The sequence below is a fragment of the Streptomyces tauricus genome, assembly GCF_014650955.1.
In the GTDB taxonomy this organism is placed as follows: Bacteria; Actinomycetota; Actinomycetes; order Streptomycetales; family Streptomycetaceae; genus Streptomyces; species Streptomyces tauricus.
Window position 1 is genome coordinate 202,168 of the sequence record NZ_BMVY01000011.1, and the last position, 21,830, is coordinate 223,997.

The 21,830-nt window shown below is 72.3% G+C and carries 17 protein-coding genes; 10 read left to right on the forward strand and 7 right to left on the reverse strand.

Annotation, left to right across the window (positions count from 1 at the left end; all coding sequences use genetic code 11):
* Positions 1–7: 7 nt before the first annotated feature.
* The 4 genes from IE278_RS19585 to IE278_RS19600 all read right to left on the reverse strand — a co-directional run bounded on the left by IE278_RS19585 (position 8) and on the right by IE278_RS19600 (position 4,721).
* A complete protein-coding gene (locus IE278_RS19585; RefSeq protein WP_189774029.1) occupies positions 8–2,443 on the reverse strand; it encodes a right-handed parallel beta-helix repeat-containing protein in 2,436 nt (811 codons plus the stop codon).
* A 179-nt stretch (positions 2,444–2,622) separates the two neighbouring features.
* A complete protein-coding gene (locus tag IE278_RS19590) occupies positions 2,623–3,228 on the reverse strand; it encodes an Rv1733c family protein (protein ID WP_189774031.1) in 606 nt (201 codons plus the stop codon).
* 160 nt (positions 3,229–3,388) lie between these two features.
* On the reverse strand, positions 3,389–4,213 hold the full coding sequence (locus tag IE278_RS19595) for an MOSC domain-containing protein (RefSeq protein WP_189774033.1): 825 nt from the start codon (positions 4,211–4,213) through the stop codon (positions 3,389–3,391).
* 46 nt (positions 4,214–4,259) lie between these two features.
* A complete protein-coding gene (locus IE278_RS19600; RefSeq protein WP_189774034.1) occupies positions 4,260–4,721 on the reverse strand; it encodes a DUF6643 family protein in 462 nt (153 codons plus the stop codon).
* A gap of 294 nt (positions 4,722–5,015) precedes the next feature.
* Between IE278_RS19600 and IE278_RS19605 the strand changes: the two genes are divergently transcribed.
* Positions 5,016–6,317, forward strand: coding sequence for a TerD family protein (locus tag IE278_RS19605; RefSeq protein ID WP_189774035.1), 1,302 nt, complete (start codon positions 5,016–5,018; stop codon positions 6,315–6,317).
* A gap of 34 nt (positions 6,318–6,351) precedes the next feature.
* Here the strand turns inward: IE278_RS19605 and IE278_RS19610 are convergent, their stop codons facing one another.
* The gene (locus IE278_RS19610) at positions 6,352–7,527 is read right to left on the reverse strand and encodes a glycosyltransferase (protein WP_189774036.1); all 1,176 of its coding nucleotides are present in this window, start codon (positions 7,525–7,527) and stop codon (positions 6,352–6,354) included.
* A 58-nt stretch (positions 7,528–7,585) separates the two neighbouring features.
* On the opposite strand from IE278_RS19610, the gene IE278_RS19615 reads away from it, so the two are divergent.
* Both IE278_RS19615 and IE278_RS19620 read left to right on the forward strand, forming a co-directional pair.
* Positions 7,586–8,371: a glutamate racemase gene (locus tag IE278_RS19615; protein WP_189774037.1), complete on the forward strand. Its 786-nt coding sequence runs from the start codon at positions 7,586–7,588 to the stop codon at positions 8,369–8,371.
* Positions 8,372–8,477: 106 nt separating this feature from the next.
* Positions 8,478–9,035: a hypothetical protein gene (locus IE278_RS19620; protein ID WP_189774038.1), complete on the forward strand. Its 558-nt coding sequence runs from the start codon at positions 8,478–8,480 to the stop codon at positions 9,033–9,035.
* 159 nt (positions 9,036–9,194) lie between these two features.
* On the opposite strand, the gene IE278_RS19625 is transcribed toward IE278_RS19620, so the two are convergent.
* The gene (locus tag IE278_RS19625) at positions 9,195–10,229 is read right to left on the reverse strand and encodes an O-antigen ligase family protein (protein WP_189774039.1); all 1,035 of its coding nucleotides are present in this window, start codon (positions 10,227–10,229) and stop codon (positions 9,195–9,197) included.
* Between the two features lie 252 nt (positions 10,230–10,481).
* On the opposite strand from IE278_RS19625, the gene lnt reads away from it, so the two are divergent.
* The 4 genes from lnt to IE278_RS19645 are packed head-to-tail and all read left to right on the forward strand — an operon-like array spanning position 10,482 to position 15,479.
* Positions 10,482–12,110 carry an apolipoprotein N-acyltransferase gene (lnt, locus tag IE278_RS19630; protein WP_189774041.1) on the forward strand — a complete coding sequence of 543 codons (1,629 nt, stop codon included), beginning with the start codon at positions 10,482–10,484 and terminating at the stop codon, positions 12,108–12,110.
* Between the two features lie 26 nt (positions 12,111–12,136).
* Positions 12,137–12,610 (forward strand): NUDIX hydrolase, encoded by a 474-nt coding sequence (locus IE278_RS19635; protein ID WP_189774043.1) that lies wholly within the window; start codon positions 12,137–12,139, stop codon positions 12,608–12,610.
* Positions 12,611–12,670: 60 nt separating this feature from the next.
* Positions 12,671–13,486: a 3-hydroxybutyrate dehydrogenase gene (locus tag IE278_RS19640; RefSeq protein ID WP_189774045.1), complete on the forward strand. Its 816-nt coding sequence runs from the start codon at positions 12,671–12,673 to the stop codon at positions 13,484–13,486.
* Between the two features lie 58 nt (positions 13,487–13,544).
* A complete protein-coding gene (locus IE278_RS19645) occupies positions 13,545–15,479 on the forward strand; it encodes a helix-turn-helix domain-containing protein (protein WP_189774047.1) in 1,935 nt (644 codons plus the stop codon).
* Between the two features lie 110 nt (positions 15,480–15,589).
* On the opposite strand, the gene IE278_RS19650 is transcribed toward IE278_RS19645, so the two are convergent.
* Positions 15,590–17,074: an MFS transporter gene (locus IE278_RS19650; protein WP_246570400.1), complete on the reverse strand. Its 1,485-nt coding sequence runs from the start codon at positions 17,072–17,074 to the stop codon at positions 15,590–15,592.
* Between the two features lie 322 nt (positions 17,075–17,396).
* Here IE278_RS19650 and IE278_RS19655 point away from each other — a divergent pair, with 322 nt between their 5' ends.
* From IE278_RS19655 to IE278_RS19665, 3 genes are all read left to right on the forward strand, one after another.
* Complete coding sequence (locus tag IE278_RS19655) at positions 17,397–19,616, forward strand: NADP-dependent isocitrate dehydrogenase (RefSeq protein ID WP_189774049.1); 2,220 nt, start codon at positions 17,397–17,399, stop codon at positions 19,614–19,616.
* A 150-nt stretch (positions 19,617–19,766) separates the two neighbouring features.
* The gene (locus tag IE278_RS19660) at positions 19,767–21,239 is read left to right on the forward strand and encodes a purine-cytosine permease family protein (protein ID WP_246570401.1); all 1,473 of its coding nucleotides are present in this window, start codon (positions 19,767–19,769) and stop codon (positions 21,237–21,239) included.
* Complete coding sequence (locus tag IE278_RS19665; protein WP_189774053.1) at positions 21,236–21,796, forward strand: cysteine hydrolase family protein; 561 nt, start codon at positions 21,236–21,238, stop codon at positions 21,794–21,796. The genes IE278_RS19660 and IE278_RS19665 overlap by 4 nt, the downstream gene beginning before the upstream one ends.
* Positions 21,797–21,830: the final 34 nt, after the last annotated feature.

Consider the following 21,830-nt stretch of genomic DNA (forward strand, 5'->3'; position numbering starts at 1 on the left):
CCCGGCCTCAGGGGAGTTCCGGCAGGTCCTCCGCGTACAGCAGGGTGAGGTCGTCCGTGCTCGTCTCGGCGAGCTGGGCGACCCGCCCCGCGTGCCGCTCCACCATCGCCTCGAAGGTCTGCCGCGCGGTACGGCCGTTGCCGAACGCGGGCCCCTTGGGGATCGCCTCGAAGTACTTCAGCAGCGCCTGGTCCGCGCCCGGCGCCAGCCGGTACTCGTGCTCCTCCGCCTGCTGCTCGACGATCCGCAGCAGTTCCTGGGGGCCGTAGTCGTTGAAGGTGATGGTCCGTGAGAAACGGGACGCCACACCGGGGTTGACCGACAGGAAGCGTTCCATCTCGGCCGTGTAGCCCGCGACGATCACGACGACCGCCTCCCGGTGGTCCTCCATGAGCTTCACCAGGGTGTCGATCGCCTCGCGGCCGAAGTCGCGCCCCGAGTCCTCCGGCGACAGCGCGTACGCCTCGTCGATGAACAGGACACCGCCGCGCGCCTTGTCGAAGGCCTCCTGCGTACGGATCGCCGTGGACCCGATGTGCTCGCCGACCAGGTCGACACGGGACACCTCGACGAGATGCCCCTTCTCCAGGACACCGAGGGACGCCAGGATCTCGCCGTACAGGCGGGCGACCGTCGTCTTGCCGGTGCCGGGGGAGCCGGTGAAGACGAGGTGGCGCCGGGCGGAGGCGGCCTTGAGGCCCGCCTGCTGGCGCCGGCGGCCCACCTCGATCATGTCGGTGAGCGCCCGCACCTCGCGCTTGACGCTGTCGAGGCCCACCAGCAGGTCCAGTTCGCCGAGCACGGCCTCCGAGGTGCGCGCGGGCTGCTCCGGCTCCGAGGCGGCGACCAGCGGCTCCTGCTCGGTGACACGCTGGCCCGGGATCGACCCCAGCAGACCGGAGGACTGGCCCGCGGTCTGCACGGCGGGCTCCGGGGCCGGGGTCCGCACGTGGGCGCTCTCGTCGCTCGTGCAGTCCTCCACCAGCGGCCCGGTGCCGGCCGCCTGGTCGCCGCCGGCGTCGGCGAACTCGTAACCCCCGCGCGCGCACCGCTCCGTACGGCACTTCTTCAGCGTGGCGCGGCAGCCGTCGATCACATGGAAGCCGTAGCCGCCGCTGCCCGTCACCCGGCAGCCGTGGAAGCTGCCGCGACCGCCGGCCGACACATAGAAACCCGCCTCGGCGGGCGAGGTGACCGTGCACCGCTCGATCGTGGGATCGGCGCCCTTGGTGACGATCACGCCCGTCTGCGTACCGTCGATCGTGCAGGCGGAGAGCGTCCCGCCGCTGCCGTGGTCGCGGAACCAGGCGCCCGTCGCCGCGTCCCTGATCCGGCAGTCGTCGAGCTGCGCGGTGGCGCCGTCGCTCACCGACACGGCCGTGTTGCGGACCTGGGTGATGTCGCTGTCGACGACGTCCGCGCGCGAACCGCGGTCGAGCACGAAGATGGCGTCCGGCACGTCGTGCACGCGGCAGGAGTCGAGGACGACCGTCGCGCCGTCGCTGACCCACACCGCCGGGTAGTCGCCCGTGCTGTCGTGGATCTCGCACTGGTTGGCGTCCACGCGGGTGCCGGGATCCCAGACGGACAGGCCGTTGCGCCCGAACTGGCGCACCGTGGAACGCGTCATGGTGAGGACCGAGCGGGACCGCAGGTCGACCGCGTTCTCCGGGATGTCGTGGATACGGCAGTCGGCGAGCGTCAGCACGGCGTCCGTGTCGAGCGTGACCCCGTCCGAGGTCGTACGGTGCACATCGCAGTCCGTGAGGTGCGCCGTGGCCCGCGCGGAGATCTGTACGCCGCTGCCCCTGACCTCGTAGACCTCGCAGCCCACCGCCTCCAGGGCGGACTGCTCGCCGGTCACCGACAGGCCCGCGCCCGCCGTGTGGTGCACCCGGCAGCGCTCCAGCCGCGGATGCGCGCCGCCGCGCACCGAGATGCCCGACTGGCCGGCGGCCACGACCTCGCACTCCTCGAAGACCCCGCCCCCGCCGTCGAGCACGGAGATGCCGACGCCCGCCGGATTGTCCACCGTGCACCGCCGCACCGTCGGGCGCGCGCCGCCGCGCACCTCGATACCGGCCGCGGACCGGGTGACGATCCGGATGTCCATGAGCTCCGGAGTGCCCTCCTCGACGAGCAGCGCGGGCGCGGCCGAGTCCTGGCCCTCCACGAGCAGGTCCTGGACCACGGCGGAGGCGCGAACGGTCAGCGGCACTCCGTCGACGGGCGCGATCCGCACGGAACCGGCCGATCCCTCGGGACCGCGCAGCGTCACCGCCCGCTCTATGACGAGGTTCTCCCGGTAGGTCCCGGCGGCGATGGTGAGCACGTCACCGTCGGCCGCGGCCTCCAGGGCGGCGGCGAGCGATGCGTACTCACCTGTGCGGCGCCGCCACCGCGACGTGCCGGTGTGCGTCACCTGGACCGTGCCCTGTGCCATGGCGCTGCTGTGCCCCCACCTCGTCGTACGCGGGTCCTGACAAGCCGTGTTCCCAGCGCCTGGCCGTCAACTCGGCTCACGGGGAACGGGAAACAGCCTCTCATGACGGTGCCGAACACCTCGGCCGGTCCACCGTAGCGTGCGCGGGGCCGCGCGGTTGACCGGAGAGCGCAAGGCCGTCAGCTGCCCGTGCCCGTCCTGCCCCAGTCCGGCCCCGCCCGGGACCACGCCCGGTCCCAGCGGTCGTACCTGCGGCGCACCATGCGCCACACCAGCAGACGCCGGGTGCCCTCGACGAGACCGGCGCACGCGGCGCCCGTGCCGAACCCGGCGAGGACGGCGTGCGTCGCGGCGGTCGCGGTGTCCAGCGGCCGGCCCACTATTCGGCCCTGTCCGTCCGTCCACACCGTGAAGTGGTCGCCGCGCTCGGGGGTCTTGAGGTCCGCCATGGCCGTGCCGCGGCGCGCGGTGCCGTCCGGTGCCGTCCAGCGGGCCAGTACCCGGCTGTGGGAGTCACGTCCGGAGGCCGTCTCGGGATCGGGGTCCAGCGGAGTGCGGTCCGACTTCCTGATCACGGTCGCGACCACCGGGTGGTGGTTCTCCCGCTGATCGCGCACGGACCGCTGGAGGGCGTCCCCGGCGATCCCGCCGACCAGCACACCGGCCAGGGGCGCGGCGACGAGGATCAGCACAAGTGCCCCCAGCGCCAGCCACGCCTCGACGAGGTCCGTCGTACGCCGAAGCGGGTTGTGCCGCCAGCGCCAGATTCCCCGGATTGCCCGCACCGCTCCGCACCCCCTTTGCGTCCGTGATAACCCCCCTCGGAGCCGTTCACGCGCGCGGCCGGGCAAGAGAGAGGCACATCACCCCTCCTGCCGGCCCCTCATGAACGCCTCACACGGACTCAACGGCTGTGCCCTGCGTGGGTGTTCCCCGGGCGAAGCCCTATTCGAGGATCCGCACGGGGTCGCCCACCCGGACCGAACCGGGGGACTCCGGTACGAGATTCTGCCCGAAGACCAGCTTGTCGCCGAAACGGCGGTGACGGGCCAGCGTGCGCAGCGGCTCCCTGCCCCGCTCGGCCGTCGTCTGGTCGGTGGTGGTCACGACACAGCGCCCGCACATCTTGGCGACGCGCAGGACGACCTCGCCGACGGCGATCCGGGACCAGCCGTCCTCGGCCCAGGCGGCGGTGCCCCCGACCACGAGGTTCGGCCGGAAGCGGTTCATGGGGAGCGGGCCCTCCTCGGGCCGGTCGCCCTGCGCGATCAGTGTGTTCAGGGCGTCGAGCGAGGCGAGCGTGGTGACGAGCAGGGGGTAGCCGTCCGCGAAGCTGACGGTCTCGCCCGGTCGCGCGAACAGCGGGTCGATGGGTCTGCGGGTGGCCGGGTCGTCAAGATGCACCAGCCGCACGGCGATGCCGAGGAAGTCGCTGAACCAGGCGTCCGCCGCGACCCCGGCGGGGACCCCCTCCACCTTGTCGTTCCAGATCTCCACCGTCGTGGTGCCGCCCGGTGCGGGCACGGGGACGGTCAGTGGTTCACGGCCGGGCGCGGACGCCAGGATCGCGCCGCCGGCCAGTGCCTCGACGCAGACCAACGCCATCCGCGGGCGCGCGCGTTGGGTGATGATCCTGTTCTTCTCGTCGGTCAGCACCCAACGCCGGTCGCCCGCCGGGCCCCATGGCTCCACGACGGCCTCGTGCGGGGCATGCCCCGCGGCCGCCTTCAGCGGGTAGACGTGGATCGAGTGCAGTACCGGCTTCGACATGAGGTCATCCTGCCGGAGGGCTCGGACAACCTCCGCCGCATCACCCTCAGTAGCCGCGGTACTGCTGGTTGTTGTACGGGTCCTGGTACGGCGCCGGGGCGGGGCGCGGCGCCGCGGGGGCGGGACGCGGCGCTGCCGGACGCATCGCCTCGTAGCCCGTGCCGCCGCCGTTCATGGGGCGCTGCGGCTGCTGGGCCTGAGGGCCTGGGTAGCCGCGCGGCGCGCCGCCCTGCTGCGGGATGTAGGGGGCCGCGGCCTGCTGCAGCGGAGCCGGTTGCTGGGCCTGGGGGTAGCCGTACTGGGGGGCCTGAGGAGAGGGTGCGGCGGGCAGAGCGGGCAGCGCCGACGGAAGCGCGGGCAGGTTGCCGCCCGTGTCGTACGCCGCGGGAACCCGGATCGGGGCGATCTGCGGGGTTCCGCGCTCGGCCACGAGGGAGTCGTAGATCGGGGTGTCCGGGAAGGAGGCGGAGTAGTAACCGCCGCCATAGGTGGAGCGGGGGGAGGTCATGGGACATAAGTTAAGCCCACGATGTGCTGGTTGGGGAGACCGATAAGAGGGTTGTTTTCCGTGTCGGCAGTGACGCGGGACCCTCAATGCGAGCGAACTTGGTGAAAAAGGGCAGCGGGGAGCGCACGGATCGTGTAAAGGGCGAGTTCCGGAGGGGTTACCCACGGGTCGGCCGCCGATCTTCCCGGCCCGCGTCATGGGCGTTCGCCGCTCGGGGGATTAGGTTGGCGCAGAACGGGCGAACGTACCGAGTCGCGGTCGTCGCGGAGACACCCGATGGGGGCGGACATGTCAATGCCTAAAGGATCGAACGTTCCGGTGCCGACGACGGGGCTCCGTGTCGAACTGGGCTGGCGGACGGGCCCCGGAGTGCCCGACGCGGACGCCTCGGCGCTGCTGCTGGCGTCCGGGAAGGTCCGCTCCGACCAGGACTTCGTGTTCTACAACCAGCCGGCGCACTCCTCCGGCGCGGTGCGCCACGAGGGCAAGCGCAACGCCGGCGGCCAGGTGAACGACACCCTCTTCGTCGACCTCGCGCGCGTAGAGCCCGGCATCGAGACGGTGGTCCTCGCCGCCTCCTCGGACGGCGGCACGTTCGGACAGGTCCCCGGGCTCTACATCCGGGTCCTCGACGCGCAGCAGGGCACGGAGGTCGCCCGCTTCGACAGCGAGGGCGCGAGCATCGAGACCGCCTTCGTGCTCGGCGAGTTCTACCGCAGACAGGGCGCCTGGAAGTTCCGCGCCGTCGGACAGGGCTACGACAGCGGGCTCATGGGGCTGGCCACGGACTTCGGCATCACCGTCGACGAGCCGCAGCAGCCGGCGCCGCCCGCCCCCGTGGCCCCGCCGGTCACGCCCGCCAGGCCTCCGGCCCCCGTCGCCCCACCGGTCACGGCCCCCCGGCCGACGACACCGCCGCCCGCCCCGCCGGCCCCTCCCGCCCAGCCCGCGGCTCCCGTACGCCTGACCAAGGTGACGCTCACCAAGGACGCCCCGTCGGTCTCGCTGACCAAGCAGGGCGGCACCTCGGGTGTGATGCGCGTGAACCTCAACTGGACGGTGCGCAAGCAGTTCTCGGGATGGCAGGCCAAGCTGGGCCGGGCGATCGCCATGCACGCGGACCTCGACCTCGACCTGTGCGCCCTCTACGAACTGTCCGACGGAAGCAAGGGCGTCGTCCAGGCCCTGGGCAACGCCTTCGGAGCGCTGCACCAGCCCCCGTTCATCCACCTCGACGGCGACGACCGGACCGGCGCGTCGTCGAGCGGCGAGAACATCAGCGTCAACCTCGACCACATCCGCGACTTCCGCCGCATCCTCATCTTCGTGACCATCTACGAAGGGGCACGCTCCTTCGCCGACCTTGACGCCACGGTGACCCTCCAGCCACTGCACGGCGCACCCGTCGACTTCTCCCTCGGCGAGTGCACCGTGCCCTCGACGGTGTGCGCGCTCGCCCTCATCACGAACACCGGCAGCGACCTAGTGGTCCAGCGCGAGGCGCGCTTCCTCGTCCCCGACCGGGGCGTGAGCCCGCAGCGCACCGTGGACTACACCTACGGCTGGGGCATGAACTGGACCCCGGGCAGGAAGTGAGCCGACCGGACACGCCCCGCTCGCGCGAAAGCGCTCACCTCTGCTCGGACGCCGTGTCGGGGCGGGCGTAGGTGCGGCCCTTCCAGGCCGCGCCGCGCCCCCTGTAGTGCTGCACCGCGGAATCCACCGTCATGAAGAGGTACAGCAGGGCGGTCACCGGCAGCAGCGGGGCCAGCGGGAGCGGCTGCCGGTAGTGGCGCAGCATCGGCAGATACGTTCCGGTCATGATCAGCCACGCCAGTCCGCCGACCAGCGAGACCACGGGGGCGCCCGTCACGAGACCGGCGACGAGCGCCACCGGGGGCACCAGGTAGACCAGGGCGAGACCGGCCACGGTGCCGGCCAGGACCAGCGGACTGTGCCGCAACTGGGCGTACGCGCTGCGCGAGACCATCCGCCACAGATCGTGCAGCCGCGGATAGGGACGCACGCTGTCCACACGCTCGGCGAGCCCGAGCCAGATGTGCCCTCCGGAGTCCTTCACGGCCCTCGCCATCGCCACGTCGTCGATGACCGACTGCCGGACGGCCTCCGGGATCCGGGCCCGCTCGGCGGCCGTGGCACGCAGCAGGACGCAGCCGCCCGCCGCGGCGGCGGTCCGCGAGCCCTGCACGGCGATCCACCGGAACGGATACAGCTGCGCGAAGAAGTACACGAACGCGGGTACCACGAGCCGCTCCCAGACGCTCTCCACCCGCAGCCGGGCCATCTGGGAGACCAGATCGAAGCCCCCGGCCTCGGCCGAGGCCACCAACTCCCGCAGACTGTCCGGCGCATGGGCGATGTCCGCGTCCGTGAGCAGCAGATACTCGGGTGCACGCGCGCGAGCCAGCCCCATGCCGTGCCGTACGGCCCACAGCTTGCCGGTCCAGCCCGCGGGCGGCTCCCCGGGCGAGCCGACGGTCAGCGGCAGCCCGCCGTGCCGCCGCCCCAGTTCACGGGCCAGCTCCCCGGTGCCGTCCGAACTGCCGTCGTCGACGAGGAAGACCTCCGCCCGCCCCGGATACTCCTGCGCGAGGAGCGAGGGCAGGCTCTCGGGCAGGACGGCGGCCTCGTCGCGCGCCGGTACCACGACACACACAAACGGCCAGGTCTCCGGCTCCCCGCGCGGCGGCAGCCGCAGGTCCGTACGCCAGAAGAAGCCCTGGCCGAGAAGCAACCACAGCCAGGCTGCCAGCGATCCGACAGCGGTCCACACAAGGGCGCTCACCCGCCGCAGTCTGCCCCACCACGGCGGCCCGTCGAGGCGTATCGACTATGGTGACCGGGTGAAGATCGCGCTCATGGACTCCGGAATCGGACTGCTCGCGGCCGCCGCCGCGGTACGTCGACTGCGCCCCGACGCGGAGCTCGTTCTCTCCTCCGACCCCGGCAGCATGCCCTGGGGGCCCCGTACGCCCGAGGACGTGACCGCGCGCGCCCTCGCCGTGGCGGAGGCCGCCGCCGCGCACCGGCCCGACGCCCTGATCGTCGCCTGCAACACCGCGTCCGTGCACGCCCTGCCCGCCCTGCGGGCCCGCCTGGAGCCCGGGATCCCCGTCATCGGCACGGTCCCCGCGATCAAGCCGGCCGCGGCCGGCGGCGGACCCTTCGCGATCTGGGCCACGCCCGCCACCACCGGCAGCCCCTACCAGCGGGGACTCATCCGCGAGTTCGCCGACGGAGCGAGCGTCACCGAGGTGCCCTGCCCCGGACTGGCGGACGCCGTCGAGCACGCCGACCAGGCGGCCATCGACGCCGCGATCGCCGCCGCCGCGGCGCGCACCCCCGAGGATGTAACGACCGTCGTCCTGGGCTGCACCCATTACGAACTGGTCGCCGAGCGGATCCGCGCGGCCGTGCAGCGGCCCGGCACGCCGCCGCTCGTCCTGCACGGCTCGGCCGGTGCCGTGGCCGCCCAGGCACTGCGCCGCACCGGCCAGGCCGCCGCCCCGCAGGCGCCCGACCAGGGCACGCTCACGGTGCTGCTCGGCGGACAGGAGGGCGTACTGCCCGCCACCGCGCTGACGTACGACGAGGGCCGGCTGCTCCAGGCGGTCAGCCCCGCGCGCTGACCGGCGCGCCCGGCGGCGCTCGCCCGGTGGAAGCCGCGCCTCCGTGCTCACGGTCACGGTCCGCGATCAGGTGCCCTCGCCGCGGAACGTGAGTACGCTCATTGGCATGACGGACCACCCCCACGGCGAACAGGGCGCTGCCGACGCCCCGCATACCGAGGTCTGGCACGGCCGCGCGTCCAACCGTATGCAGTGGCTGCTCGCGTGCATCGGCGCAGCCTGCCTGGCGCTGGGCATCCAGCTGGCCGTCGACTCGACCTGGACGTCGGGCATCGCCGCCCTCGCCATGTCCGTGGTCGGCTGCATCGCCGCGGGGCTTCTCGTCCTCTTCGGGACGCTGGCGTTCGTGCACGTGGCGGTGAAGGTCGACAAGGAGTGCCTCGAAGTGCGCTGCGGCCACATGGGCCTGCCGCGCCGCCGCATCCCGCTGTCGCACATCACGGGAGCCGACTTCGCGCCCCGGGTCACCCCGCGGCAGTGGGGCGGCTGGGGTTACCGCTGGCGGCCCGACCAGGGGACCGCCGTGGTCGTCCGGCGCGGCGAGGGCCTGGTGCTCCTCCTGGGCGACGGCCACACGTTCACCATCACGGTGGACAACGCGGAGGCGGCCGTGCGCGTGATCCGTGACCGGCTGAGGATCGCCGCCACGGGCCGGACCCACTGACGCCGTAGACACCCGCCGTCGGTCGCCGGCCGCCGGTCACGGGTCGGCGATCACCGGTGGGCGGTCGCCGGCCGCCGGTCACGGGTCGGCGATCACCGGCCGTCGGTCACCGGTCGGCGGTCGCTGTCGGCGGTCGTTTTTCGGCCCGGGTCCCGTCGGCTATCCCGTCGGGAGGGTCGGCGCGGTCGGTGCGGGACGCGCCGTGGCCAGGCCCGCGAGCAGGCCCGCGCCCGCCGTGACCGTCGTGAAGCTCAGGGCGTTGCCGACCGAGGCGATCGCGGCCAGTGCCGCCAGGGCGGCGCCCGCGGTGAGTACGACCGGGGTGGGGCGCGGTGACCTCCACAAGGCGTACAGGACCCAGCCGAACACCGCGGCGAGCAGGACCATGCCCACGATCCCCTGCTCGGCGGCCTGCTGGAACGGTGCCGAGTGGGGTTTGCCGTCGGGTGGCAGCGTCTGCGTGACGGTCGGGCTCAGCTCCGCGAAGCGTCCGGGGCCGATGCCCAGCCCTGGTTCCCGGGCCGCCATGTCGAGCGCGTCGTGCCACAGCAGTACCCGGTGCTGGGTGAGCTGCCCCTCCAGGGACGAGGTCAGACCGTCCGGCAGCGCGTCCTCGGCCGTCGCCCACGTCGCGCCGGTCACCAGGGCCACGGCGAGCGCGAGACCGCCGAGCCCCACGGCACGGCGGCGCATACGGTCGGCGGCGAGCGAGCAGAGCAGCACTCCCAGGCAGGCCACGAAGCCCGACGTCGATCCCAGGACGGCCGCGGTGACCGCGACACCGGCGGCCATCAGCCGCAGGGCGAGCCGCAGCCCCGGCGGGCGGGCCGCCCAGGCCGCGCAGCACGCGGCGCCCGCGGAGAGGGTGAGCAGCGCGGCGGTCGCGCCGGTCTGGCCGAGCGGCGAGGTCACCTGGCTGCCCGGGTTGATGTGGGGGGCGGCCACGGCCAGTCCGAGTCCGGCGAACGCGCCCGCCGTGGGAACGGTGACCGGCAGCAGTTCGCCGCAGATCCGCCCCACCGCGTAGCCGGCGGCCACGGCGAGCACCGCGAGCAGGACACCTTCGGGCCGGCCGCCGTGCGCCGCGGCCGTGATCAGGGACCAGGCGGCGCACGCTCCGAGTACGACCACACCCGTCGCGTCCGACGCGCTGCGTCTGTCATGTGCCGACGCCGGACCGGTCGCCGAAGTCATCCCCGTGGACCCCACCCCGACGCCCCCCGACCTGTGACGGGCCCCGACCGCCCGGCCGGAAACGGCCCGTACGTCGAAGGCTCCGGCACACCGTAACGGGTGATGCGCCGCTTTGTGGACGAGTTGCGCAGAAACGATGCGGCAAGTGAGGGGGGAACACCTGGTCAGTACTCGGCCAGTACCCGGTCCGCGCTTGGTCGGGCGCCGGGGCCGCGCTGTCGGCGGCGCGGTCACGCGCCGTAGACTCCCCGCGTGACCGCCACAGCGACCCCCGTAGACGAGCCGGAACAGCTCGACCCGCAGGACCGGCCCGTTTCGCGCATGGTTCGCCTGGCGCGGCGGCTGCTTCCGGCCGCCGCCGCGGCACTCTCCGGGGTGCTGCTGTACGTCAGTTTCCCGCCGCGCACCCTGTGGTGGCTGGCCCTGCCGGCCTTCGCGATCCTCGCCTGGTGCCTGCACGGCCGCAGCTGGAAGGCGGCCCTCGGCCTCGGCTACCTCTTCGGCCTCGGTTTCCTGCTGCCGCTGCTCGTCTGGACCGGCGTCGAGGTCGGCCCCGGACCGTGGCTGGCGCTCGTCGTCATCGAGGCCGTGTACGTCGCGCTCGTCGGCGTCGGCATCGCGGCCGTCTCGAAGCTGCCCGGCCGGCCGCTGTGGGCGGCCGCCCTGTGGATCGCCGGTGAGGCGGCACGCGCGCGCGTGCCGTTCGGCGGCTTCCCCTGGGGCAAGATCGCCTTCGGCCAGGCCGACGGGGTCTTCCTGCCGCTCGCAGCGGTGGGCGGCACCCCCGTGCTCGGTTTCGCGGTCGTCCTGTGCGGCTTCGGCCTGTACGAGACCGTCCGCCTCGGCCTCGAAGCGCGCCGCACCCGTGTCATCCGCCGGGGGGCCGCCGCGGTGGCCCTGGTCGGTCTCGTCCTCCCGGTGGCGGGCGCCCTCGCCGCCCGCTCCCTGGTCAGTGACAAGGCCGAGGAGGGCACCGCGACCGTCGCCGTCATCCAGGGGAACGTCCCGCGCGCGGGACTCGACTTCAACTCCCAGCGCCGCGCCGTCCTCGACCACCACGCACGGGAAACCGAGCGCCTCGCCGCCAAGGTCAAGGCAGGCAAGGCCGCGCAGCCGGACTTCGTGCTGTGGCCGGAGAACTCCTCCGACATCGACCCGTTCCGCAACCCCGACGCCTACGCCGTGATCGACCAGGCGGCCAGGGCGATCGGCGCGCCCATCTCGGTCGGCGGCGTCGTGGAGAAGAACGGCAAGCTCTACAACGAGCAGATCCTGTGGGATCCGGTGAAGGGCCCCGGCGCCACCTACGACAAGCGGCAGGTCCAGCCGTTCGGCGAGTACCTCCCGATGCGTTCGCTCCTCGGCGCCATCAACGAGAACTGGACCTCCATGGTCCGCCAGGACTTCAGCCGGGGCGACAAGCCGGGCGTGTTCACCATGGCGGGCACCCGGGTCGGCCTCGCGACCTGTTACGAGGCCGCATTCGACTGGGCCGTGCGCGACACCGTCACCCATGGTGCCCAGATCATCTCCGTACCGAGCAACAACGCCACGTTCGACCGCAGCGAGATGACGTACCAGCAGCTCGCCATGTCCCGTGTCCGGGCCGTCGAGCACAGCCGGACCGTCACCGTCCCGGTGACCAGCGGCGTCAGCGCCGTGATCATGCCGGACGGGAGGATCACCCAGCGCACCGGCATGTTCGTGGCCGACTCCCTCGTCCAGAAGGTGCCGCTGCGTTCCTCCGAGACCCCCGCCACCCGCTTCGGGATCGCGCCCGAGATGGTGCTCGTCCTGATCGCGGCGGGCGGACTCGGCTGGGCGGTGACGTCGGCCGCGCGCGGACGTCAGAACCGCGCTCGTCGGAACGCCGCGGAGTGACGGGACCGGCCCGTTAGGGTCGGTCCATGGCTACTCCTGACTTCATCCGTACGATCCGGGCCAGCGCCGGCCAGCAGCTGCTCTGGCTTCCCGGAGTCACCGCCGTCGTCTTCGACGACGAGGACAGAGTCCTGCTCGGGCGCCGGGTCGACACCGGCAAATGGGCCGTCATCGCCGGAATGTCGGAGCCGGGGGAGCAGCCCGCGGCCTGTGCCGTCCGCGAGGTCTACGAGGAGACGGGCGTACGGTGCGTCGCCGAGCGCGTCGTTCTCGTCCAGGCACTGAAGCCGATCACGTACCCCAACGGCGACATCTGCCAGTTCATGGACATCACCATCCGGTGCCGGGCCGTCGGCGGCGAGGCCCGTGTCAACGACGACGAGTCCCTTGAGGTCGCCTGGTTCGCCGTGGACGCGCTGCCGGACCTGAACGAGCACGGGCTGGTCCGGATCAAGCAGGCGCTGTCCGACGAGCCCACGTGGTTCGACCCCACGACCTGAGAGCGAAGTGTGGGTTGTGACCACATGGGTCGAGCGCGAGGGGCTCCCTAGGGTCGGAACATGACCGCGCGCAGTGTCCTCGCAGGCCCCCACGTCTCCTCCTCCTTCGACCTCGGCGGCGACCTCGGCGGCCGTACCGCCCTCGTCACCGGCGCCGCGGGAGGTATCGGCCGCGCGTGCGCGCTGCGGCTCGCCGCGGCCGGTGCGAAGGTGCGGGCGGTCGACCGGCTGGCCGAGGGACTGGAGACACTCGCCGAACAGGCCCGGGGCCTCCCGGGAACCGTCGAGCCGCACCTGCTCGACCTCACCGACCTGGACGCGGCGGAATCCGCCGCGGCGGGCACCGACATCCTCGTCAACAACGCCGGACTCCAACTGGTGCGGCCCATCGAGGAGTTCCCGCCCGACACCTTCCACACCGTGCTGACCGTGATGCTGGAGGCACCGTTCCGGCTCATCCGCGGGGCGCTGCCGCACATGTACGGGCAGGGGTGGGGCCGCATCGTCAATGTGTCCTCCGTCCATGGGCTCCGCGCCTCCGCCTTCAAGTCGGCCTATGTGGCGGCAAAACACGGCCTGGAGGGCCTCTCCAAGACAGCGGCCCTCGAAGGCGCCCCCCATGGAGTCACCTCGAACTGTGTGAACCCCGCCTATGTGCGCACACCCCTGGTCGAGAAGCAGCTCGCCGACCAGGCGGCCGCCCACGGGATACCGCGGGAGCGGGTCCTGACGGAGATCCTGCTGCGGGACAGTGCCGTCAAACGCCTCATCGAACCCGAGGAGGTCGCCGAGGCCGTGGCGTACCTGTGCGGCCCTGCCGCGTCCTTCGTCACCGGCACCTCGCTGGTGCTCGACGGCGGCTGGACCGCGCACTGAGGGGAAGTTGTCCACAGGGCCGGGCAGGCTGTCGGCGCGACGGGTCATTCTGGTGGACATGTTCCGTGATCAATCGAAGTCGACCGGGCGCTCCGAGGCGAGCGCGGAGACGCCGTTCCTGAAACTGCTGGCCAGGGGCGCGTCCGCCGACGCGTACGAGCAGCCGGTGCTGCTCGCCCGTGCGGACGGCGCGGCCCCGGACCGGATCGCCGCGCTGGAGGACGCCAAGGTACTCGCCCTGCGCGTGCGCGCGGAGATGGAGGGGCGCCGCAGACGCGAGGCCGAACTGTCCGCGCTCTTCGAGACGGCCCACGACCTGGCGGGACTGCGCGACCTCGACGCCGTGCTCCAGGCGATCGTGCAGCGCGCCCGCTCGCTGCTGAGCACGGACGTCGCGTACCTCAGCCTGAACGACCCGGCGAGGGGCGACACGTACATGCGGGTCACCGAGGGCTCGGTCGCGGCGCGCTTCCAGCAGCTGCGCCTGGGCATGGGGGAGGGACTGGGCGGGCTCGTCGCCCAGACGGCCCGGCCCTACGTCACGGACGACTACTTCCGGGACGACCGCTTCCGGCACACCCTGACGATCGACGCGGGGGTACGGGACGAGGGGCTGGTGGCGATCCTCGGCGTGCCCCTCACGCTCGGCCCGCACGTCATCGGGGTGCTCTTCGCCGCCGACCGCCGTGCGCGGGTCTTCGAGCGACAGGAGATCGCGCTGCTCGGCTCGTTCGCGGCCCTGGCGGCCGCCGCCATCGACGCCGCGAACCTGCTCACCGAGACCCGTCAGGCGCTGGCGGACCTGGAGCGGGCCAACGAGATCATCGGGGACCGCAGCGGGGTCATCGAGCGGGCCTCGGACGTCCACGACCGGCTCGCCGAGCTGGTCCTGCGGGGCGGCGGGGTCCATGACGTCTCCGCCGCGGTCTCCCAGGTCCTCGACGGCACCGTGCGCTTCGCGGACGCCGCGGCCGTGCCCGGTGACGCGGTCGAGGTGTCACGTGCCGAAGGGCACGCCGTCCGCCACAAGGACGCCTGGGTCGCGGCCGTCGCCGCCGGCGGGGAGCTGCTCGGCGCACTGGTGCTGGACGGCCAGCCGGGACTCGACCCCGTCGACCAGCGCACCCTGGAGCGGGCCGCCATGGTCACCTCGCTCCTGCTGCTCGCCCGGCGTTCGGCAGCCGAGGCCGAACAACGCGTGCGCGGCGAACTGCTGGACGATCTGCTCGACGCCCGCGACCGCGATCCCCGGCTGCTGCGCGAGCGCGCGGCCCGGCTCGACGCCGACCTCGACTCCGTGCATGTGGTGCTCGCCGCCCGCCTGGACAGCCCGGTGGCCGACGCCGACCAGGAGGCGGCCGCGCGGCGCAGACTGTGGTCCGCGGCCTCCCACCTCGCCGCCACCCGGCACGGACTGGCCGCGGCCCGCGACGGCGGCACCGTCCTGCTGCTGCCCCTGGGCCCCGGCGACACGGCGACCGAGCTGGCCCGCCGCACGGCGAGAGACCTGGGCACGGCCGTGCACGAGGCGGTCACCGTCGGGGCGTCCGCGCCCGTCCGGGATCTCGCCGTGCGCCCGGAGGCCGTGGCCGGGGCGTACGCCGAGGGGCAGCGGTGCCTCGACGCGTTGCGGCTCCTCGGCCGCCCGGGAGACGGCGCCGCCGCGGAGGACTTCGGGTTCCTGGGGCTGCTGCTGGCCGGGAGCAGGGATATCCCCGGCTTCGTCGAGCGCACCATCGGCCAGGTCGTCACGTACGACGAGAAGCGCGGCACGGATCTGCTGCGCACCCTCGACGCGTACTTCGCCTGCGGGATGAGTCCGGCTCGTACCAAGGACGAGCTGCACGTCCACGTCAACACGGTCGCGCAGCGCCTGGAACGGGTGGGCCGGCTGCTCGGCCCCGAGTGGCAGAGCCCGGCCCGCGCGCTGGAGATCCAGCTCGCCCTGCGACTGCACCGGTTGTCGTCCTCGCCGCCTCCCGGACAGCACTGACCCCCGCACGCACGGGCGCGCGGGGGTCGGTCGCCGCACAGCGGCTTGAAGAGTGCTCGGTTGGGCTCAACCGGTGTGGGCCGGGGCTGACCCCGATGTTCAGACGCTGCTCAGCCGGTACGGGCGTCCGCGGGGCGGGACTCTTTCCCAGCGGCCTCCGCGGGACGGGACCCCTTCGCCGTGGCCTCCGCGCCCGGCGGCACGGCACCGGACGTCCCGGTTCCGGCGTCCACCACCGCCTCCGTCTCCCCGTCGACGTCCGCGAGGTCGCGGTGGCGGGTCTCCTTCGCCACACCCACGGCGATCAGGGTCAGCACGACCGCGCCGATCACGTACAGGGCGATGGGTGTCGAGCTGTCGTAGTCCGCCAGCAGCGCGGTCGCGATGAGCGGTGCGGGCGCGCCCGCGGCCACCGACGAGAACTGCGCGCCGATCGAGGCCCCGGAGTACCGCACACGGGTCGCGAACATCTCCGAGAAGAACGCGGCCTGCGGCGCGTACATCGCCCCGTGCAGGACCAGACCCACGGTCACGGCGAGGATCAGGTTCCCGAAGCTCCCCGTGTCGATGAGCGCGAAGAACGGGAACATCCACAGCCCGATGCCGGCCGCGCCCAGCAGGTACACGGGCCGGCGGCCGACCCGGTCGGACAGGGCGCCCCAGGCCGGGATCGCCGCGAAGTGCACCGCGGACGCGATGAGCACCGCGTTGAGCGCGGTCTGCTTGGACAGCCCGGTCGACGTGGTGGCGTACACGAGGATGAACGCGGTGATCACGTAATAGCTGATGTTCTCCGCCATGCGCGCGCCCATCGCGATGAGCACGTCCCGCCAGTGGTGCCGCAGCACGGAGACCAGCGGCAGCTTCTCGGCGGCTGTGCCCTCGTCCGCCCTGCGTGCCTCGGCCCGGGCCAGGGCGGCCTTGAAGACGGGTGACTCGTCGACGGAGAGGCGGATCCACAGACCGACCATCACGAGCACCCCCGACAGCAGGAAGGGAATGCGCCAGCCCCACGCCGTGAACTGGGCGTCGGAGAGCACGGCCGTCAGCAGCGACAGCACACCCGTCGCCAGCAACTGCCCGGCAGGCGCCCCGGTCTGCGGCCACGAGGCCCAGAAACCGCGCCGCCGCGCGTCCCCGTGCTCCGACACCAGCAGTACGGCGCCGCCCCACTCCCCGCCCAGGGCGAAGCCCTGCACCAGGCGCAGCACGGTCAGCAGCACCGGGGCCGCCGTACCGATGGTCGCGTGGGTGGGCAGCAGCCCGATCGCGAAGGTCGCCCCGCCCATCAGCAGCAGACTCAGGACCAGGAGTTTCTTGCGCCCGAGCCGGTCACCGTAGTGCCCGAAGACCAGCGCCCCGAGCGGCCGGGCCGCGAACCCGACCGCGTACGTCAGAAACGACAGCAGCGTGCCGACGAGCGGGTCGGAGCCCGGGAAGAACAGCTTGTTGAAGACGAGCGCGGCGGCGGATCCGTAGAGAAAGAAGTCGTACCACTCGATGGTGGTGCCGATCAGGCTCGCGGCGACGATGCGCTTGAGGCTGCTGGGTGGTGTGGAGGCTGATGGTGGGGGAGCGGTTGCTGCGGAGGCCATGTGCACCACTTCCGGGTGTTCGGTGGGGACGGGTACGTATCGGCACACCGTAGGAAGGCGCAGATCAGGCGCACATGTGGTGGGACAACATAGTTCCGACCGGTGAAGTGCGTGCGCCCACCATGCGGACGCGATGACGGACGCCATGACGGACGCCATGACGAACGTCAAGGCGCGCGGTGACACCGCGGAGTCGCGCCGATGCCCGCCTGCGACCGTCCGTGGCGGAGTTGTACAGCCTCCTGTCCGGTCCGGCCCCATCACGAGATATCTTGATGTCGAGCAATGTTGCAGACTTTGCAGACGTGGAGCGGAGCACCCGGTGACTGACTCGACCATCATCTATACGCACACTGACGAGGCCCCGGCCCTGGCGACGTATTCGTTCTTGCCGGTGGTCCAGGCGTACGCGTCGCAGGCCGGTGTCACTGTGGAAACCCGTGACATCTCGCTGGCCGGGCGGATCATCGCCCTCTTCCCCGAGTTCCTGGAGGAGGGGCAGCGCATCCCCGACGCCCTCGCCGAGCTGGGCGAGCTGGCCAAGACGCCCGGCGCCAACATCATCAAGCTGCCGAACATCTCGGCCTCGATCCCGCAGCTGAAGGCCGCGGTCGCCGAGCTGCAGTCGCAGGGCTACGCGCTGCCGAACTACCCGGACGACCCGAAGACCGACGAGGAGCGCGACATCCGCGCCCGCTACGACAAGGTCAAGGGCAGCGCCGTGAACCCGGTGCTGCGCGAGGGCAACTCCGACCGCCGCGCCCCCGCGTCGGTCAAGAACTACGCCAAGGCCCACCCGCACCGCATGGGCGCCTGGACCGCCGACTCGAAGACGAACGTCGCGACCATGGGCGTCGACGACTTCCGGTCCACCGAGAAGTCCGTGGTGATCTCCGAGGCCGGCTCCCTGCGCATCGAGCTGGCCGGCGACGACGGCTCCACCACCGTCCTGCGTGAGTCCGTACCCGTCCTCGCGGGCGAGGTCGTCGACGCCTCCGTCCTGCACGTGGCCGCGCTGCGCGAGTTCCTCACCGCGCAGATCGCCCGGGCCAAGGCCGACGGCGTGCTGTTCTCCGTGCACCTCAAGGCCACCATGATGAAGGTCTCCGACCCGATCATCTTCGGCCACGTGGTGCGCGCCTTCTTCCCGAAGACGTTCGCGCGGTACGGCAAGGCGCTCGCCGCCGCCGGTCTGACCCCGAACGACGGTCTCGGCGGCATCTACAAGGGCCTCGAGTCCCTGCCCGAGGGCGCCGAGATCAAGGCGTCCTTCGACGCCGAGCTCGCCGAGGGCCCCGAGCTGGCCATGGTCGACTCCGACAAGGGCATCAGCAACCTGCACGTCCCCTCCGACGTCATCGTCGACGCCTCCATGCCGGCGATGATCCGCACCTCCGGCCACATGTGGGGCCCGGACGGCCAGGAGGCCGACACCCTGGCGGTCCTCCCGGACTCCAGCTACGCCGGTGTCTACCAGGTCGTCCTCGACGACTGCCGCGCCAACGGCGCCTTCGACCCGTCGACGATGGGCACCGTCCCGAACGTCGGTCTGATGGCACAGAAGGCCGAGGAGTACGGCAGCCACGACAAGACCTTCGAGATCGCGACCACCGGCACGGTCCGCGTCGTCGACGAGGCCGGGAACGTCGTCCTCCAGCAGGCCGTCTCCGCCGGTGACATCTTCCGCGCCTGCCAGACCAAGGACGCCCCGATCAGGGACTGGGTCAAGCTCGCCGTCACCCGCGCCCGCGCCACCGGCGACCCGACCGTCTTCTGGCTGGACGAGAGCCGCGCCCACGACGCGAAGCTCATCGAGAAGGTCAACGCCTACCTGCCGGAGCACGACACCGAGGGCCTGGACATCCGCGTCCTGTCGCCCGTCGAGGCGACCAAGCTGTCCGTGGAGCGCATCCGCCGCGGCGAGAACACGATCTCGGTCACCGGCAACGTCCTGCGTGACTACCTGACCGACCTCTTCCCGATCCTGGAGCTGGGCACCAGCGCCAAGATGCTCTCGATCGTCCCGCTGATGAACGGCGGCGGCCTCTTCGAGACGGGCGCCGGCGGCTCCGCGCCCAAGCACGTGCAGCAGCTGGTCAAGGAGAACTACCTGCGCTGGGACAGCCTGGGTGAGTTCCTCGCGCTGGCCTCCAGCTTCGAGCACCTCGCGCAGACCACGGACAACGCGCGCGCCCAGGTCCTCGCCGACACGCTCGACCGGGCGACGGCCACGTTCCTGGAGAACGACAAGTCGCCCAGCCGTCGCCTCGGTGGCATCGACAACCGCGGCAGCCACTTCTACCTCGCGCTGTACTGGGCGCAGGAGCTGGCCAAGCAGACCGACGACGCGGAGCTGGCCAAGGTGATCGCGCCGCTCGCGGAGACGCTCACCTCGCAGGAGGAGACGATCGTCTCCGAGCTGAACGCGGTGCAGGGGTCTCCGGCGGAGATCGGCGGCTACTACCAGCCCGACCCGGCCAAGGCCGAGGCCGTCATGCGGCCGTCCGCGACGCTGAACGCGGCGCTCGCCACGCTGGCGTAGGCGCTCCGCTCCGCGCCCGGACTGCACCTGGGGGTGCGGGTGCGTCGTGGTTGACTGCGCCCGCGCGGCGGAGCCGCACATGGACACGGCCCCGCGCCCCTTTCGGGGCGCGGGGTTGCTGTATCCGGACTCCTGATGGGCAGGTCGGTGATGGCGTTGCAGGTTGAGGTGCACGGGCTCGATGTGATCGGGGACGGGGAGCGGAAAGGCACGCCCCGTACACTCTTCTGGCCCTGGTTCGGGGCAAATGTCTCTATTCTCGGGCTCAGCTATGGGTCCTTCGTGCTCGGGTTCGGGATCTCGTTCTGGCAGGCGCTGGCCGCCGGAGTGATCGGGATCGTCTTCTCCTTCCTGCTCTGCGGGCTGGTCGCGGTCGCCGGCAAGCGCGGTTCGGCGCCGACGATGGTGCTCAGCCGGGCCGCCTACGGTGTGCGCGGCAACCGGCTGCCCGCCGTCGTGTCCTGGATGCTCACCGTCGGCTGGGAGACCGTCCTCACAGCGCTGGCGACCATGGCCACCGCGACCGTCCTCGACCGGCTCGGCTGGGGCGGCGGCACCGGGACCGAGGTGGTCGCCCTGATCGTCGTCGGCGCGCTCGTCGTGGTCGGCGGAGTGATGGGCTTCGACCTGATCATGCGGCTCCAGACGGTCATCACCGTCGTCACCGCTGTCCTGACCGTCGTCTACATCGGGCTCGTCGCCGACCACATCCACTGGTCGGCCGTCAGCGCCGTACCGGCGGGCTCCGCCCAGGAGTTCATCGGCGCGCTGGTCTTCATGATGACCGGCTTCGGCCTCGGCTGGATCAACGCCGCCGCCGACTACTCGCGCTACCTGCCGCGTAACTCCTCCGGCCGGGGCGTGGTCGGGTGGACGACGTTCGGCGCGTCGGTGGCGCCGCTGGCCCTTCTGGTCTTCGGCCTGCTGCTCGCCGGATCGTCCACGACGCTCAGTACGGCCATCGCCGCCGACCCGATCGGCGCGCTCACCACGATCCTGCCCACCTGGTTCCTGATCCCCTTCGCCGTGGTGGCCGTCCTCGGCCTGGTCGGCGGAGCGGTCCTCGACATCTACTCCTCCGGCCTGGCCCTGCTCGCGGCCGGCCTGCGCGTACCGCGCTATCTGGCGGCCCTGCTGGACGGCGTCCTGATGATCGCGGGCTCCGTCTACATCGTCTTCTTCGCGGACGACTTCCTGGGCCAGTTCATCGGCTTCCTCACCACGCTCGGGGTGCCGGTCGCGGCCTGGTGCGGCGTGATGCTCGCCGACCTGGCGCTGCGCCGCCGCGACTACGACGAGGCCGACCTGTTCCGCGTGAAGGGCCGCTACGGAGACGTCGAGCCGCTCCCGCTGCTGCTCACCCTCGCGGTCACCGCGGTCGGCTGGGGGCTGGTCACCAACTCGGCCGCCGGCTGGCTGGAGTGGCAGGGCTATCTGCTCGGCCCCCTCGGCCTCGGCGGCAAGGACGGCACCTGGGCCTACGCGAACCTGGGCGTACTCGCCGCGCTCGCCCTCGGCTTCCTCGGCACCCTCGCACTCGGCCGCGGCAGGGTCCGTACGCAGGAGGAGCAGCCCCCGAGCGGACCTGTGGACGGGACGACGGGGGAGGCGCTGAAGGCATGAGCGGCACCGGACCCCGTGGCCACCTGGCCGTCATCGACATGCAGCGCGTCTTCGCCGAGCCGGACAGCCCCTGGGCCACGCCCCGTTTCGGCGAGGCCGCCGACGGAGTACGCCGTCTGCTGCCCGCCTTCGCGGAACGGGTCACCTTCACCCGCTTCCTGGCCCCCGCCGAACCGGCCGGCGCCTGGCGCGCGTACTACGAGCAGTGGCCCTTCGCGCTGCGGCCCCCGCACGACCGGCTGTGGGAGCTGGTCGACGAACTCGCGCCCCACGCACGGTACTTCGTGGACGCGCACACCTTCGGCAAGTGGACCCCGGACCTGGCCGAGCGCGTCGGCCCCGGGGGCCACCTGGTGCTCGCCGGAGTCAGTACGGACTGCTGCGTGCTGTCCACCGCCCTCGCGGCGGCCGACGCGGGTGTCGAGGTACGGGTGGTGGCCGACGCCTGCGCGGGCGCGGACGACGCCTCGCACGCGAAGGCCCTGCAGCTCATGGACCTCTACCGGCCGCTGATCCGGGTCGTCACCGTGGCCGAGGTGCTCACCGGGACGAAGTGAGCACCGGACGAGGTGAGCACCCCGAGGAGGTGAG